The following is a 13,774-nucleotide window of genomic DNA, read 5'->3' on the forward strand; positions in this document are numbered from 1 at the left end:
GCCGGGCGGCGGGCCGCCCGGCCGCGGAGGCCTGCCGCCGCGGGTCAGCCGCGGCCGACCCGGGACAGCACCGCCTTCTGCACCGCCTCCAGCGGCCCGGTGTCGAACCGGCGCAGCCAGAGCGCGCTCCCGGCGACCAGCACGGCGCAGAGCGCCGCCCACAGCCCGAACACCCACCACGGCCCGGTCCCGGCGAACCGGGAGGCCAGGCCCAGGCCGAAGCCGTAGCAGACCAGCATGGCCAGCACGTTCTGCAGCACGTAGCCGCTGAGCGCGGTGCGGCCCACGCCGGACAGCGCTGCGGTCACCGGGCCGGTGCGGCGCATCCGGTCGTAGACCAGACCGACCAGGCCGGCCAGCCCGATCGCCGCGATCGGTGCGCCGACGTACCGCTCGACCAGCAGGAACTCGGCTCCGGCGAGCGAGGCGGCGGCCTTCAGCGGCAGCCCGGCGCCCAGCCCCCAGGCGGCCGTCCGCACCCGCAGCCGCCGCCCCTCGGCGCCGGGGGAGAACGCGCCGGCCCGGAACAGCGCCGCGCCGGCCAGGAACAGCACCAGCAGCAGCCCGAAGGTGAGCACCGGCTCGATCCGCAGCAGCAGCAGGTTCTCCAGCCGGAAGGCGATCTGCTCCGGGTAGCTCCCCTCGGCGTAGAGCCGCACCACGCCGGGGTCGACCGGGAGCCCTTCGCCGGCCTCCGCGGCCGCCAGCAGCAGCGCGGTGCCCGCCGCCATCAGCAGCAGGTGCAGGGCCCCGGCGGTCCAGGCCGCGGCGGCGCGCAGCCGGGGCCCGCGGGCCAGCAGCCAGGCGGTGACCAGCGCGGTCACCGCGTAGCCCATCAGCACGTCCCAGGCGAAGACCAGGGTGAAGTGGACCAGCCCCTCGAAGAACAGGAACAGCGCCCGCCACTTGTACGGGCCCGGCCAGCGCTCCCCGCGCTTGGACGCGGAGCGGAACTGGATCGCCAGCCCCGCGCCGAACAGCAGGGTCAGCAGGGAGAGCGAGGTGCCGTTGGCGGCGAACCGGAACAGCGCCTCGGCGATGACCGCGGGCACCGGGTCGGCCGGGATCGAGGCGAGCGAGGGCGCGCCGCCCCCGCTGAGCATGCCGATCTCCGCTCCGGGGGAGGTGAAGATCCAGATGTTGGTGCCGAGCGTGCCCATGATCGCCAGGCCGCGCAGCACGTCGAGCAGGGGCAGCCGGCCGGCGCCCCGCCCTCCGGGCGCCGCCGGCGGTGCGGGCCGCTCGGCTCCGGCCGGCGGTGCGGCCCCGGCGCCGCCCCGCCGGGCGCCGGTCGCGGTCTCGTCCATCGTGACTCCGTCCCCGTGGTCCTCCCCGCCGCGCGGCGGGCACCGGGCGGGTCCCCGCTCCGGCCCCGGCGGCTCCACCATGGCGCGGATCGCCCCCGCGGGCCTCCTGCGCGCTGCGGAAAGGGGGATGGTGCTTTGGATGTAGCCGGCGGCGGTCCGTCCGCCCGGCGGGCACGGGAAAGGGCGGCCCCGATCGGGACCGCCCTCACCGGAAAGGCGCCGCCGGCGCGCCCGGACTCAGATCCGGACCGTGGTGCTGCGCACGATCTCGAACACCGGGTGCCGGTGCGCCTCGTCGCGGAACCACTCCACCGGGGAGTCCGGCGCGGCCTGGAAATAGGGGCCGACCACCGCGACCCGGGGGTGCTGCAGGTACTCCTTGAGCACCGGCGCGGCGCGGTCCGGGCCGACCTCGACCACGCTCACCAGCTCCAGCCAGCCGCCCTGGCGCAGGGTCGCGAAACCGTCCTTGCGGATGTTGCGCACCCAGCCGACCTCGCCGTAAGGCGCGACGAGGAACCGGCCCTGCTCGTTCTCGAGCAGGTTGATCGGGGTCGAGCGGAGCAGCCCCGAGGTGCGGCCGCGAGTGGTCAGCACCCACACGTCCGATGTGACGCACCCGTACTTGGCCAGGCGCTCCACCAGCGCGTCGAAGGTGTGCCGGAGCCTGCCGGCCCGGAACACCTTGGGTTCGTTCCCCATCGACAACTCCCTCACTCGGTTCACCCCCATTGTGCTGGGTTCGCCGGCGCCCGGGCGACGCCCGGGTCAGCGGAACGCCGAGACGCCGGTCACCGCCTGCCCGATGCTCAGCGCGTGGATCTCCTCGGTGCCCTCGTAGGTGGCCACCGTCTCCAGGTTCACCATGTGCCTGATCACCGGGTACTCCAGGGTGATGCCGTTGGCGCCGTGCACCGAGCGGGCGGTGCGGGCGACCCGCTGCGCCGCCGCCACGTTGGCGAACTTACCGAAGCTGACGTGGTTGTGGTGGCAGGCGCCGTCGTCCTTGAGCCGGCCGATCTGCAGCGCGGTCAGGCCGGCCTGGTTGACGTCGACCACCATGTCGGCGAGCTTGCGCTGGGTGAGCTGGAAGGCGCCGATCGGCCGGCCGAACTGCTCCCGGGTGCCGGCGTAGTCCAGCGCGGCGGTGTAGCAGGCGCGCGCGGCCCCCGCCGCGCCCCACACGATGCCGAAGCGGGCCTCGTTCAGGCAGGACAGCGGGGAGCCCAGCCCCTTGGAGCCGGGCAGCAGCGCCTCGGCGGGCAGCCGCACCCCGTCCAGGACCAGCTCGGAGGTGATCGAGGCGCGCAGCGACAGCTTGTGGTGGATGGTGCCGGCGGTGAAGCCGGGGGTGCCGGCCGGCACCAGGAACCCGCGGACGCCCTCGTCGGTCGCGGCCCAGACCACCGCCACGTCGGCCACGGAGCCGTTGGTGATCCACATCTTGGTGCCGTCCAGCACCCAGTCGGTGCCGTCCCGGCGGGCGCGGGTGCGCATCGACCCGGGGTCGCTGCCGGAGTCGGGCTCGGTCAGCCCGAAGCAGCCGATGGCCTCGCCGGCCGCCATCCGCGGCAGCCACTCCCGCTTCTGCTCCTCGGAGCCGAACCGGTGGATCGCGGTCATCGCCAGCGAGCCCTGGACCGAGACGAAGCTGCGCAGCCCGGAGTCGACCGCCTCCAGTTCGCGGCAGGCCAGGCCGTAGGAGACCGCGCCGGCCCCGGCGCAGCCGTAGCCCTCCAGGTGCATGCCGAACACGCCGAGCCCGCCGAAGCGCTCGGCCAGCCCGCGCGGGTCGGGGATGGTCCCGGCCTCGAACCACTCGGCGACGTTGGGCGCCAGCTCCGCCTCGGCGAAGGCGCGCACCGCGTCGCGGACGTCCCGCTCCTCGTCGGTGAGCGAGCGGTCCACGGCGAGGAAGTCGGCCGGGTCGGGTGCGGGGGCCCTGTGCTGGTCGGTCATCGGGAACTCCTCGGGATACGGCCTCCGGCGGGGGCCGGGAGGCGGCTGCGGTCGTCGGGACGGGTGGACGGGTGCGGGCGCGCCGCTGTCACGGCCGCTCCGCTGCGGGGGAGGGCGGGTCGGCCTGGTGCACGGCGCCCCGGTCGATCAGGGCCGAGATGCGCTCCTCGGGCAGCCCGAGCCCGCGCAGGAGCGGCACCGAGTGCTCGCCCAGCAGGGGCGGCGGCAGCGGCGGGCCGGCCGGCGCCCCGGCGCCCTCCGGGTCGGCGAGCAGCCGGAAGCCGGCCCGGACCGTGTCCAGCGGCCCGGCGGTGGGGTGGTCGACCCGGACGGTCACGTCGTCGCCGGCGGCGCCGGCGGAGCGGATCGCGTCCAGCACGCCGCGCACCCGGCCCACCGGGACGCCCGCGGCCAGCAGCAGCTTGAGCCACTCGGCGGCGGGGCGGGAGCGCAGCGTCCGGGTCAGCTCGCCGACCAGGACCTCCCGGTGCCGGACCCGGTCGGGGTTGGTGCCGAACCGCGGGTCGGCGGCGAGGTCGGGCCGGTCCAGGGCGCCGCACAGCTTCTGGAAGAGCGCGTCGTTGCCGGCCGCGACGACCAGGTCCGCGTCGGCGGTGGGGAAGACCTGGTAGGGCACGATGGTGGAGTGGGCGTTGCCCATCCGGGGCGGTTCGGCGCCGGTCACCAGGGCCTGCTGGGCCAGGTTCACCAGGCCGGACAGCGCGGAGTTGACCAGGGTCGCCTCGACGTGGGCGCCCTGCCCGGTGGCGCGGGCGCGCAGCAGCGCCCCGAGCACCCCCACCGCGGCGTTCAGCCCGGTGAGCACGTCGGTGATGGCCACGCCGACCTTGAACCCGGGGCCGTCGGGGTCCCCGGTGGCGCCCATCAGGCCGCTCTCGGCCTGCACGATCACGTCGAAGCCGGGGCGCCCGGCCGGGTCGTGCTCCGGGCCGAAGCCGCTGATGGAGCAGTAGACCAGGGCCGGGTTGCGCTCGCGCAGCGCCTCGAAGCCCAGGCCGAGCCGCTCGGCGACGCCCGGCCGGAAGTTCTGGACGACCACGTCGGAGCGGGCGCACAGCTCCTGCACGGCGGCCCGGCCCTCGGGGTCCTTCACGTCCACGGCGAGGCTGCGCTTGCCGCGGTTGACGGCCAGGTAGTAGGCGGCCTCGCCGCCGGCGTGCGGCGGCCCCCAGGCGCGGGTGTCGTCGCCGCGCGCGGGGTGCTCGACCTTGACCACCTCGGCGCCCATGTCGGCGAGGAGCATGGTGGCGTAGGGCCCGGCCAGGACCCGGGACAGGTCGGCGACGCGGACCCCGGCGAGCGGTCCGGGCGCGGGGGAGGGGGGCGCGGGCTCCGCGCCGGCCGTGGGCGGGGTGTCGGTCATGGCGGCGTGCACGCTCCCTACTCGGCGCCGCGGCCGTCGCGGTCGCCGCGCTCGTCTCGGAGTTGGCGGTAGGTCTCCAGGCAGCGGCGGAGCGCGGTGGTGAGCGCGGCGCCGGACTGCCCGGCGTACCTGGTCCTGACCCGTTCGGCGATCTCGGGGAGGTCGTCGTCGACGGAGAGCCCTTCGACCAGGGCGCGGAAGAACTCCTTGGCCAGGTCGGTGAGGAGGGTGGTGTCGGCCGCGACGACCACCCCGTCGGACAGGCGCACGGCGAGCACCACGCCGAGGCGCTCGTACTGGGAATGGCTCGCGACCGCGTCGGGCAGCCGGGCGTAGCCCGAGACCAGGACGGTGTCGGGGTCGCTGAGCAGCCCCCGGATGTCAACGTGTCGGTACACGCGGATGACCCTTCCGTTTTCAGGCAGCCGAAGAACTCCGTCGACTGGAGTCTCGCGCCTGTCCGGGCGGCCCGGGAAGAGCGGGGCGCCCTCAGCGGGAGGGCAGACGCTCCGAGTATCCCCGAACCGGGTGGTCGGTTGTCAACGCCGCCGCGGCCCGGTCCGGGCGCCGTCCCCGGCCGCCGGCGGTCGCAGCGCGGACACTCCGTCTCGGATGCCGAGACGAACGCCGCGGTCGCCGGATCCTGTGAGGCGGCGCACAGGTCCGGCTCCGTCCCAGGTGGGAAGGGGTTTTCCGGTGAGGGCGGAGCAGCGGGCGGCCGCCGCCGCGCGCCGCCCTCCTTGCGCGGAACCGGACATCGTGAGCTATAGTCCCGCACAGGTCATGAGCGCCAGCGACAAGCCCCGGCTAGCTGGCCGGCAACCCTCCTTCCGCGGTGGGGTGCCCCGGGTGAGGACCAGGTCGAGACACGACCGCTTTTTCGTAACCGTGTCAGGCAAGCGCGGACCCCCGCGGGTTCGAGTCGGACGCACCCCTGTGCGCAGCGATGCCGCTGGGGGCGCCTTCTCCGGGGTCCCGATGACCTCAAGAGGAGAAGCGATGACCACCGCAACCGCCCCCGCCGCCCGCCCCGCCCAGCCGCGCACCGCCCCGCCCGCCGTGGTGGGCGCCGGAGCGCTCATCCCGCTGGCCGACGGGACCCGCACCGACTACGCCAACTTCGACTACGCGGCCAGCGCCCCGTGTCTGGAGGCGGTCCGCGGCGCCCTCGACGAGGCGCTGCCGCTCTACGCCAGCGTGCACCGCGGCGCCGGCTACCTCTCCCAGGTGAGCACCGCCGCCTACGAGCGCGCGCGGCGCGCCGTCGCCCGCTTCACCGGCGTCCGCGACGACGACGCCGTGGTGTTCGTGCGCGGCACCACCGACGCCCTCAACCTGCTCGCCCGGTCGCTGCCGGAGGGCTGCACCGTGGTCGTCTCCTCCGCCGAGCACCACGCCAACCTGCTGCCCTGGGAGCACGCGGGGAGCAGGGCGGCGCGGGTGGTCCGGCTGCCGCTGCCGGCCTCGCCGGGGCAGGCGGTGGAGGACGCGCGCGCGGCGCTGCGCGGGGCCCCGGACGGCCCGAAGCTGCTCTGCGTGACCGCCGCCTCCAACGTCACCGGTGAGATCTGGCCGGTGCGCGAGCTGGTCGAGGCGGCGCACGCCGAAGGGGCGCGGGTCGCGGTGGACGCCGCCCAGTACGTCCCGCACCGCCGCTTCGACCTGGCCGACTCCGGCGCCGACTACGTGGCCTACTCCGGGCACAAGCTGTACGCGCCGTTCGGCGCGGGCGTGCTCGTCGGGCGCACCGACTGGCTCCGCGACGCCGCCCCCTACCTGGCCGGCGGCGGCGCCACCGGCAGCGTCACCGAGGACGACGTGCGCTGGAACGACCTGCCGGCGCGGCACGAGGCGGGCAGCCCCAACGTGCTCGGCGCGGTCGCCCTCGCCGCCGCCTGCGACGCCCTCACCGAGGCCGGCCAGGAGGCGCTGCACGAGCGGGAGGAGCGGCTGCTGCGCCGGCTGCGCGCCGGGCTCGCCGAGATCCCCGGCGTGCACGACCTGTCGCTGTGGGAGCCGGACCGCCCGCGGGTCGGCATCGTGTCGTTCGTGGTCGACGGGGTGCCCGCGGGGCTGCTGGCCGCGGCGCTCTCCGCGGAGTACGGCATCGGCGTCCGGGACGGCCTGTTCTGCGCCCACCTGCTGACCCGCCGGCTGCTTCCGGAGGGGCACGCCCAGGCGGTCCGGGCCAGCCTGGGCCTGGGCACCACCGAGGAGCACGTGGACCGGCTGCTCGCCGCGGTCGCCCGGATCGCCGAGCACGGCCCGGCCCTGGAGTACCGGGACGACGCCGGCCGCCTGGTGCCGGCCGAGTAGGGCGGGCCGGCCGCACCGTGCGGCCGCCGCCCGGAGCACGGCCCCGCGGGCTTCCGCGGGGCCGTTCCCGTGCCCGCGGAAGCCCGCGCGGCCGCGCGGGGCGGCGCAGGGGAGGGAAGGGCGGAACGTCCCGAAGAACCTCCCGCCAACGTCGCGAACGGGCGAAAACAGGGAAATAGAGCGACAAAGCGGTGCAATTTCCGCTGATTCTCCGGTGCGGGCCGCTGACCGCGATCAATGGCGCGTCCGGCGGCCGGCGCACTCCGCCGGGGGAGGGCGGAACACGGCGCCGCAGAGTGCGGCGGCCGTCCGCCGGACACCGCGCGGGCGGCCGCACGCCTCCGGCGTCCGCGCAGGTGGAAGCGGGCGGGCACCGGCCCGGAGAGGGGGCGTCCGGGGCGGGGGCAAATAGCGGTGCCTTCCACTCCGGCGGAAAACCCGCGTTTATTAGCGGTGAATTTATCCCCGGGTGAATGACCTGGCTCACACCAGGTAACATCGGTCGGCAACGGACCCCGGGAGCGCGATCGTGACTGATGAGTGGCCGGTACCGCACCTCGTCGAAGACCCGATGGCCGTCGGCGTCCCCCGCCCGCGCGTCGTCGGCCTCGACGGCAGGCCCGTGGACGGGGCCGACGGCGCCGCGCCGCCCAGGCCGGCCGCCGACCCCGCGGACCGCGCCCGCCTCGCCTTCGCCGCCCGGGCGGCGCACTACCTCGCCGCCGACGCGGGGATCCGCCAGTTCGTCGACTTCTCCTCCGGCCTGCCCACCTGCGACGCCCTGCACGGAGTGCTGGGGGAGCGCTCCCCGGCGGTGCGCACCGTCTACGTGGAGGCCGCCTGCGGGATCGCCCTGCACCCCGGGGCCTCCCCGCACCGGGCCGCCGCCCCGGTGCTCTCGCTGCGCGGCCGGACCCCGGAGGCGGCCGCCGCGGAGCTGGCCGCCAGCGGCCTGGTCGACTTCGGCGAACCGGTCGGGGTCCTGCTGCTGGACACCGCGCCGCAGCACCGCGCGCCCGGCGCGGTCGACGCGCTGCTGCGCGCCCTGCACCGCGAGATGGCCCCGGGCGGCCACGTGATCGCCTCGTTCGGCCCGCGCGCCCCGCACACCGCCGGACCGGGGCCGGCCCCCGCCCGGCTGCTCGCCCCGTTCACCCCGCTGGACCCGGGCACCGCCGACATCGCCTGGTGGCCCTACCCGGACGACGCGGTCGCGACCGAGGGCACCGGCATCACCGGCGGCATGGCCCGCCGGGACCCCGGCAGAGGGTGACGGCCCTCCTCCCGGACGGGTCCTCGGACGGATTTCCGGAGAACACCGGCCGCGGGGCCATGGTGCGTGCAGACTGCGGTCATGACGGTCGTGGTCACGGTCAGAGACGTTCCGGAGCAGGTGCGCGATGCCCTGGCGGAGGAGGCCCGGTGCCGGGGGAGGTCCCTGCAGGCGCACCTTCTCGGCGTACTGGAGCAGCAGGCGCGCTTCAGCGGCAACCGCCGGATCCTGGCGGACATCGAGCGGGAGCTCGCGGCAGGGGGCGGGGCCGGCCCCGACGCCCCCGACGCGGCCGACCTGATCAGGGCGGAGCGTCCGGGGGAAGGCGGATGAGGCGCAAGCCCTCCGTGCGGTGCAGCGCATCCTCCGCCTCAGGGGCGAACCCGGGGTCGGAACAGTGCCGTCGGAACCGCTTCTCCCGCGCACGCGGCGGTCGGGGCACCCGGTCGGCGCCTGCGATGCGGCCTGCGTCGCGCCGGCCGAGAGCCGTGCGGCGGAGCCCGGTCGGCCCGGGCCGCGGTCGCGTACTGCCGCGCGGATCCGGCCGACCCGGGCGGTCCGTTCGGCCGCCGGCCCGCCCGGAGGGTCAGACCGGAAGCAGTCCGCGCCGCGCCCAGGACCGCTGGTAGGCCTCGGCCAGCCAGGCGTCGGCCCAGGCCCGGTCGGGCTCCTCTGGGAGCGGGGAGGTCTCCAGCAGCCGGGTGAGCCGCTCCTCCTGCTCGGCCGCGGCGTCCAGGGCCTCCTGCATGGTGTGCTCGCCGCGGCGCAGCTCGCGCAGCCACTCGGCCCGCGGCTCGGGCATCGGCAGGGTGAGCCGGCCGGTCTCCAGCAGCTCGGCGCCCTGCACCCCCAGCCGCACCATGTGGTAGGCGAACTTCACGTCGAACCCGTACAGCTCGATCAGCTCGGGGCGGTTGGTGTGCCGGCCGCCGCGCCGGCCCAGCATGCTGTCCCGCTGGGCGCGCAGGTAGCCGAGGAACCGGCGGCCGACGTTGCGGGAGAGGATCCGCCCGGCGGAGGCGCGCAGCCCGCGGCCGATCTCCTCCTCCCGGACGATCTCCTCCTCCGGGACGAACAGCGGCAGCAGCACGGTCGGGTTGCCGTCCAGCGCCAGCCGCATCCACTTGCGCAGCGAGTACACGGTCAGGTCGAGGTCGCCCGGACCGGACCGCACGCCCTCGGGTTGAGTCCGGAAGATGTACTGCTCGAACCGGCGGAGCCCGACCACGTACTCCGGCGGCTCGACGCAGATCCCCATCTCGTCCCGGTCGTCCTGGTCCTTCACGGTGATCCCGTGCACGCCCGACCCCACCTGGCACTGGAGGATCGTCCCCTGCTCGGCGACCGCGGCGAACTCCGGAGCGGAATGGTCCATCGTGTCTCTCCCGTCCGGCCCCTCGGGGCCGGTGTCCGTGGTGCGGCGCCCCGCACCGGGGACTTCCCGCGGGAGGGAAGTCGAACAACGTACCACGGGCGGAATACCGTGGCGGACCGGTTTTCCGGCGCCCGCGGTCAAGATCATCGGCTACGGGGAACGCGGGGACGGCGGCTCAGACCACGTGCAGCGGGTCGACGCGGATCTGGGCCAGGTTGTCGTCCTTGCGGGCGCTGCGGCCCGCGGCCGCCGCCTTCAGCGCGGCGGTCAGCGCGTAGGCGTCCCGGTGCGGGACGCGCAGCAGGGCCCGCTCCAGCGGGCCGGACGGCGTGCGGCCCCGGCCCTCGCGCGAGGCGGCCGCCTCCGGGCCCTCCACCGGCACCGGGCCGAGCAGCTCCGCCGAGGGCGGCAGGGAGAGCGCGTCCAGCAGCTCGTGCACGTGCGCCGCCTCGCCGGTGACCGAGGCCATCGTCACCGCCGGCGGGAACCCCAGCTCGCGCCGCTCGGCCAGCTCCCGCTCGGCGAACCCGGCGGGGTCCCAGCGGATCAGCGACTGCACGGCCGGCTCCCGGGCGTCGGCCACGACCACCACCTGCCCGCCGTCCCCGGCCGGCCGGACCAGCGCGGCCGCGCCGAACCAGCGGCGCAGCGCCTCCTCGGCGGCGCGCAGGTCGGCCCGGCCGAGCAGCGCCCAGCCGTCCAGCAGCAGCGCCGCGGCGTACCCGCCCTCGGCGGCCGGTTCCGCCCCCGGCGTCGCCACCACCAGCGCGGGCTTCCCCGGCACCGAGGTCAGCACCTCGTCCCGGCCCGAGGTGCGCACCGGCAGCGACGGGAAGGCGCGGCCGAGCTCCTCCGCGGTGCGCCGGTCGCCCACCACGCCGGCGCGCAGCCGCCGGTGCCCGCAGTCGCCGCACTGCCAGTCGCCCGCGATCCGGCCGCACCACCGGCAGTACGGCATGGCGTGCGCGCTGCGCAGCGCCAGCGGCCCCTGGCAGGACTCGCAGCGCGACGGGGACCGGCACAGCGCGCAGGCCAGCGAACCCAGGTAGCCGCGCCGGGGGACCTGCACCAGCACCGGGCCGTGCGCGGCGGCCTCCCGGGCGATGCGCAGGGCGACGCTGGGCAGCCGCGCGGAGCGGGCCGCCTCGTCCCGGGAGAGCTCGTGGTCGTCGCCGGCGGCGCGGATCCGGGGGGCGAGGCGGCGCACCGTCGGCCGGTCGCCGGCCAGCGCGCCCGCCCAGCCCGACTCCACCAGCCGGGCGCCCTCGGTGGTCCGGGTGAAGCCGCCGATCAGCGCGGCGGCGCCGGCGCGGTGCGCGCGCAGGGCGAGCACGGTCCGGGCGTTCGGGTAGGGGGCGTGCGGGTCGGTGTGCACGTCGTCGCCGTCGTCCCAGAGCACCACCAGCCCGAGGTCGCGCACCGGGGCGAACATCGCGGCCCGGGTGCCGACCACGATCGGGACCTCGCCGCGCAGCACGGCCAGCCAGCGGCGGTACCGCTCGGCCGGGCCGAGCTCGGCGGTGAGCGCCACGTGCCGCCCTTCGCCCAGGCGCTCCCGGAGCGCGGCGTCGACGGTGTCCACGTCCCGCCCGTCGGGGACGACGACCACGGTGCCCCGCTCGGCCGCCGCCGCGGTTCCGGCGGCCACCGCGATCGCGTCCGCCCAGCCCGGGCCGGGCAGCGCGGTCCACACCGCCCGCGGGGCGGCGCCGTCGTGCAGCGCCCTCAGGAACGACTCGCCGGCGGAGTAGTCCCGCCACGGCCCGGGCGGGACCGGCGGCGGGGGCGGGGCGCAGGCCTCGGCCTCGCCGACGGAGAAGATCGCCGGCGCGCCGGCCTCCGCCCCGTCCTGCTCCGCCGCCTCGCCCTCCCCTGCACCGGCTTCCGCCGGGGAGGGGGCGGCGTTGTCCGGGGCGGCGTCCTCGGCGGGGGAGGGGCCCGCGAGGTCTTCGCCGTCCGGGAGGGCGGCGGCCTCTGCGGGCCGGTCCGGCCCCTCCTCGGCGGGGCCGGGGGCGTCCGGACCGCCGGGGGCGGGCCCGTCGGCGGCTTCGCCGGCCTCCGTGCGGGAGAAGACCGCGGGGGCCTCCGCCGGGCCGCCCGGCTCGGCGGGCCCCTCCCCGGCCGCGCCCTCCTCGGGACCCGGCCGGTCCGCTTCGGGCGCCTCCGCCCGGTCGGCGGTGCCGGTGCGCTCCCCGTCCTCCGGGGCCCCGGCTCCGTCCTCCGCCGGGCCGACGGCCTCCTGCTCGGCCCGCTCCCGCTCCTTCCGCTCGCGCTCGGCCTTCTCCTTCTCCACCCGGGCGTGGCGCGGCGGGACGGCGAGCCGGAGCACGTCGCTGAGCGTGCCCGCGTAGCGGTCGGCGACCGCGCGGGCCAGACCGCGGATCTCCGCGGTGAGCACGGGCTCGGCGGAGACCACGCCGGTGAGGTAGGCCAGGGTCCCGGTGTAGTCGCTGCTCTCGGCCCGCTCGATGAGGAAGCCGCTCAGCGCCTGGCCGTGGAAGGGGACCCGGACCCGGCAGCCGGGGACGGCGTCATCGGCCATCTCCTCCGGCACCCGGTAGTCGAAGAGCCGGTCCAGGTGGGGCAGCGGCGTCTCCACCGCGACCCGGGCGATCGGCAGCTCGGCGGCGGGGCGCCTGCCCCGCTTCGGCCCCTTCTTCGCGCCCTTCCCGGCCCCGTTCTTCCCGGCGCCGTTCTTCGCGGCGCCGCCGGACCGGGCGCCCCGCCCGGGACCGGAGGACGCCGGGCCGCCCCCGCCGTTCCCGCCCGGCGGGGCCGGGGGCACGTCGAAGAGGGCCCCTGCGTCGGGGCCGGGCTGCGGACTCATGTGCCCAGGTTTACCAGAGGGCACCGACCTTTCCGGTCCGGCCGCGGGGCGCGCCCGGACCGCGTACCGCGCGGCCTGCTGGTAGACAGGAGACCGCAGACGACACCGGGCCCCGGGGGCGGCCGATCCGAGAGGACCGCCCGGCGCCGAACCGGCGCGAAGAGCCGGGCGGCGCCCCGGGTTCGGAGCGCGCCGACCGGGGCGGGGCGCGTGTGGAGAGGGTGCCGATGAAACTGGTCTTCGCGGGGACACCGGAGGTGGCGGTCGCGTCCCTCAAGGCCCTGCTGGAATCGGAGCACGAGGTCGCCGCGGTCGTCACCCGGCCCGACGCCACCGCCGGCCGGGGGCGCAAGGTCGCGCCGAGCCCGGTCGCCCGGCTCGCCGAGGAGGCGGGGGTGGAGGTCCTCAAGCCGGCCAAGGCGAGCGACCCCGCCTTCCTGGACCGGCTGCGCGAGATCGCCCCGGACTGCTGCCCGGTGGTCGCCTACGGGGCGCTGCTCCGCAGGGAGGCGCTGGACATCCCCCGGTACGGCTGGGTCAACCTGCACTTCTCCCTCCTGCCGGCCTGGCGCGGCGCCGCCCCGGTCCAGCACGCGGTGCTGCACGGCGACGACGTCACCGGCGCCTCGGTCTTCCGGATCGAGGAGGACCTGGACTCCGGCCCGGTCTACGGCACGCTCAGCGAGCCGATCGGCCCCCGCGACACCAGCGGCGACGTCCTGGAGCGGCTCTCCCGCTCCGGCGCCGGGCTGCTGCGGGAGGTCCTGAACGGCATCGAGGCGGGCACCCTGGAGGCCCGCCCGCAGGACGGCGACGGCCTCTCCTACGCCTCGAAGCTCTCCCCGGAGGACGCGGAGGTGGACTTCACCGCCCCCGCGATGCGCGTCGACCGGCTCATCCGCGCCTGCACCCCGGCGCCGGGGGCCTGGACCACCTTCCGCGGCGCCCGGCTCAAGCTCGGCCCGGTCACCCCGGTGACCGACACGGTCGGCGGCCCGGACCTGGCCGCCGGGGCGCTGGCGGTGGAGAAGAAGCAGGTCCTGGTCGGCACCGCCACCCACCCGGTCCGCCTGGGCGACGTCCAGGCCCAGGGCAAGCGGATGATGAGCGCGGTCGACTGGGCCCGCGGTGTCCGCCCCGGCCCGGACGAGCGCCTGGGCGGCTGACCGCCTCCCCTTCCGCGGCCCGTGCGCTCCCGCCGGGGAGCGCCGAGCCGCGGAAGGGGAGCCGGCGCGCCGCCGTCCCCGCCCCCGCTCCGGACCGGGAGCGGCGACCTCTGCGGGCCCGGCCGCCTGCGGCGATGGCCGGAGCCGCTCCGGTCTCCCCGCAGCAG

General features: G+C 77.0%; 11 protein-coding genes and 1 riboswitch. Of the genes, 4 read left to right on the top strand and 7 right to left on the bottom strand.

Annotated elements, in window-relative coordinates:
- Positions 1-44 precede the first annotated feature (44 nt).
- The 5 genes from D459_RS0101140 to D459_RS0101160 form a co-directional block, all read right to left on the bottom strand.
- The gene (locus D459_RS0101140) at positions 45-1,307 is read right to left on the bottom strand and encodes a DUF418 domain-containing protein (protein WP_017591147.1); all 1,263 of its coding nucleotides are present in this window, start codon (positions 1,305-1,307) and stop codon (positions 45-47) included.
- 237 nt (positions 1,308-1,544) lie between these two features.
- A complete protein-coding gene (locus D459_RS0101145; protein ID WP_017591148.1) occupies positions 1,545-2,009 on the bottom strand; it encodes a nitroreductase/quinone reductase family protein in 465 nt (154 codons plus the stop codon).
- Between the two features lie 66 nt (positions 2,010-2,075).
- The gene (locus D459_RS0101150) at positions 2,076-3,266 is read right to left on the bottom strand and encodes an acyl-CoA dehydrogenase family protein (protein ID WP_017591149.1); all 1,191 of its coding nucleotides are present in this window, start codon (positions 3,264-3,266) and stop codon (positions 2,076-2,078) included.
- 88 nt (positions 3,267-3,354) lie between these two features.
- Positions 3,355-4,650: a CaiB/BaiF CoA transferase family protein gene (locus tag D459_RS0101155; protein WP_020380010.1), complete on the bottom strand. Its 1,296-nt coding sequence runs from the start codon at positions 4,648-4,650 to the stop codon at positions 3,355-3,357.
- A 17-nt stretch (positions 4,651-4,667) separates the two neighbouring features.
- A complete protein-coding gene (locus D459_RS0101160) occupies positions 4,668-5,048 on the bottom strand; it encodes a DUF3870 domain-containing protein (protein WP_017591151.1) in 381 nt (126 codons plus the stop codon).
- A gap of 381 nt (positions 5,049-5,429) precedes the next feature.
- Positions 5,430-5,558: riboswitch (SAM riboswitch) on the top strand.
- Between the two features lie 91 nt (positions 5,559-5,649).
- Here D459_RS0101160 and D459_RS0101165 point away from each other — a divergent pair.
- From D459_RS0101165 to D459_RS0101175, 3 genes are all read left to right on the top strand, one after another.
- Entirely contained in the window at positions 5,650-6,966 is a 1,317-nt protein-coding gene (locus D459_RS0101165) for an aminotransferase class V-fold PLP-dependent enzyme (RefSeq protein WP_017591152.1), read from the top strand.
- Between the two features lie 529 nt (positions 6,967-7,495).
- The gene (locus D459_RS0101170; protein WP_026119951.1) at positions 7,496-8,239 is read left to right on the top strand and encodes an SAM-dependent methyltransferase; all 744 of its coding nucleotides are present in this window, start codon (positions 7,496-7,498) and stop codon (positions 8,237-8,239) included.
- Positions 8,240-8,320: 81 nt separating this feature from the next.
- Positions 8,321-8,572, top strand: coding sequence for a FitA-like ribbon-helix-helix domain-containing protein (locus tag D459_RS0101175; RefSeq protein WP_040708825.1), 252 nt, complete (start codon positions 8,321-8,323; stop codon positions 8,570-8,572).
- Positions 8,573-8,825: 253 nt separating this feature from the next.
- Here the strand turns inward: D459_RS0101175 and D459_RS0101180 are convergent, their stop codons facing one another.
- Both D459_RS0101180 and D459_RS0101185 read right to left on the bottom strand, forming a co-directional pair.
- On the bottom strand, positions 8,826-9,614 hold the full coding sequence (locus D459_RS0101180) for a nucleotidyltransferase domain-containing protein (protein ID WP_017591155.1): 789 nt from the start codon (positions 9,612-9,614) through the stop codon (positions 8,826-8,828).
- Between the two features lie 175 nt (positions 9,615-9,789).
- The gene (locus D459_RS0101185; protein ID WP_017591156.1) at positions 9,790-12,441 is read right to left on the bottom strand and encodes a primosomal protein N' family DNA-binding protein; all 2,652 of its coding nucleotides are present in this window, start codon (positions 12,439-12,441) and stop codon (positions 9,790-9,792) included.
- A 227-nt stretch (positions 12,442-12,668) separates the two neighbouring features.
- Here D459_RS0101185 and fmt point away from each other — a divergent pair, with 227 nt between their 5' ends.
- Positions 12,669-13,607 carry a methionyl-tRNA formyltransferase gene (gene fmt / locus D459_RS0101190; protein WP_017591157.1) on the top strand — a complete coding sequence of 313 codons (939 nt, stop codon included), beginning with the start codon at positions 12,669-12,671 and terminating at the stop codon, positions 13,605-13,607.
- The last annotated feature ends 167 nt before the right edge of the window (positions 13,608-13,774 follow it).

Origin of the sequence: Nocardiopsis potens DSM 45234 (genome assembly GCF_000341105.1) — a bacterium.
Classification (GTDB): domain Bacteria; phylum Actinomycetota; class Actinomycetes; order Streptosporangiales; family Streptosporangiaceae; genus Nocardiopsis_A; species Nocardiopsis_A potens.

Excerpts from the sequence above, each read along its gene's own strand:
- D459_RS0101140 (WP_017591147.1), bottom strand. The coding sequence starts at position 1,307 with ATGGACGAGACCGCGACCGGCGCCCGGCGGGGCGGCGCCGGGGCCGCA.
- D459_RS0101145 (WP_017591148.1), bottom strand. The coding sequence starts at position 2,009 with ATGGGGAACGAACCCAAGGTGTTCCGGGCCGGCAGGCTCCGGCACACC.
- D459_RS0101150 (WP_017591149.1), bottom strand. The coding sequence starts at position 3,266 with ATGACCGACCAGCACAGGGCCCCCGCACCCGACCCGGCCGACTTCCTC.
- D459_RS0101155 (WP_020380010.1), bottom strand. The coding sequence starts at position 4,650 with ATGACCGACACCCCGCCCACGGCCGGCGCGGAGCCCGCGCCCCCCTCC.
- D459_RS0101165 (WP_017591152.1), top strand. The coding sequence starts at position 5,650 with ATGACCACCGCAACCGCCCCCGCCGCCCGCCCCGCCCAGCCGCGCACC.
- D459_RS0101175 (WP_040708825.1), top strand. The coding sequence starts at position 8,321 with ATGACGGTCGTGGTCACGGTCAGAGACGTTCCGGAGCAGGTGCGCGAT.
- D459_RS0101180 (WP_017591155.1), bottom strand. The coding sequence starts at position 9,614 with ATGGACCATTCCGCTCCGGAGTTCGCCGCGGTCGCCGAGCAGGGGACG.
- D459_RS0101185 (WP_017591156.1), bottom strand. The coding sequence starts at position 12,441 with ATGAGTCCGCAGCCCGGCCCCGACGCAGGGGCCCTCTTCGACGTGCCC.
- fmt (WP_017591157.1), top strand. The coding sequence starts at position 12,669 with ATGAAACTGGTCTTCGCGGGGACACCGGAGGTGGCGGTCGCGTCCCTC.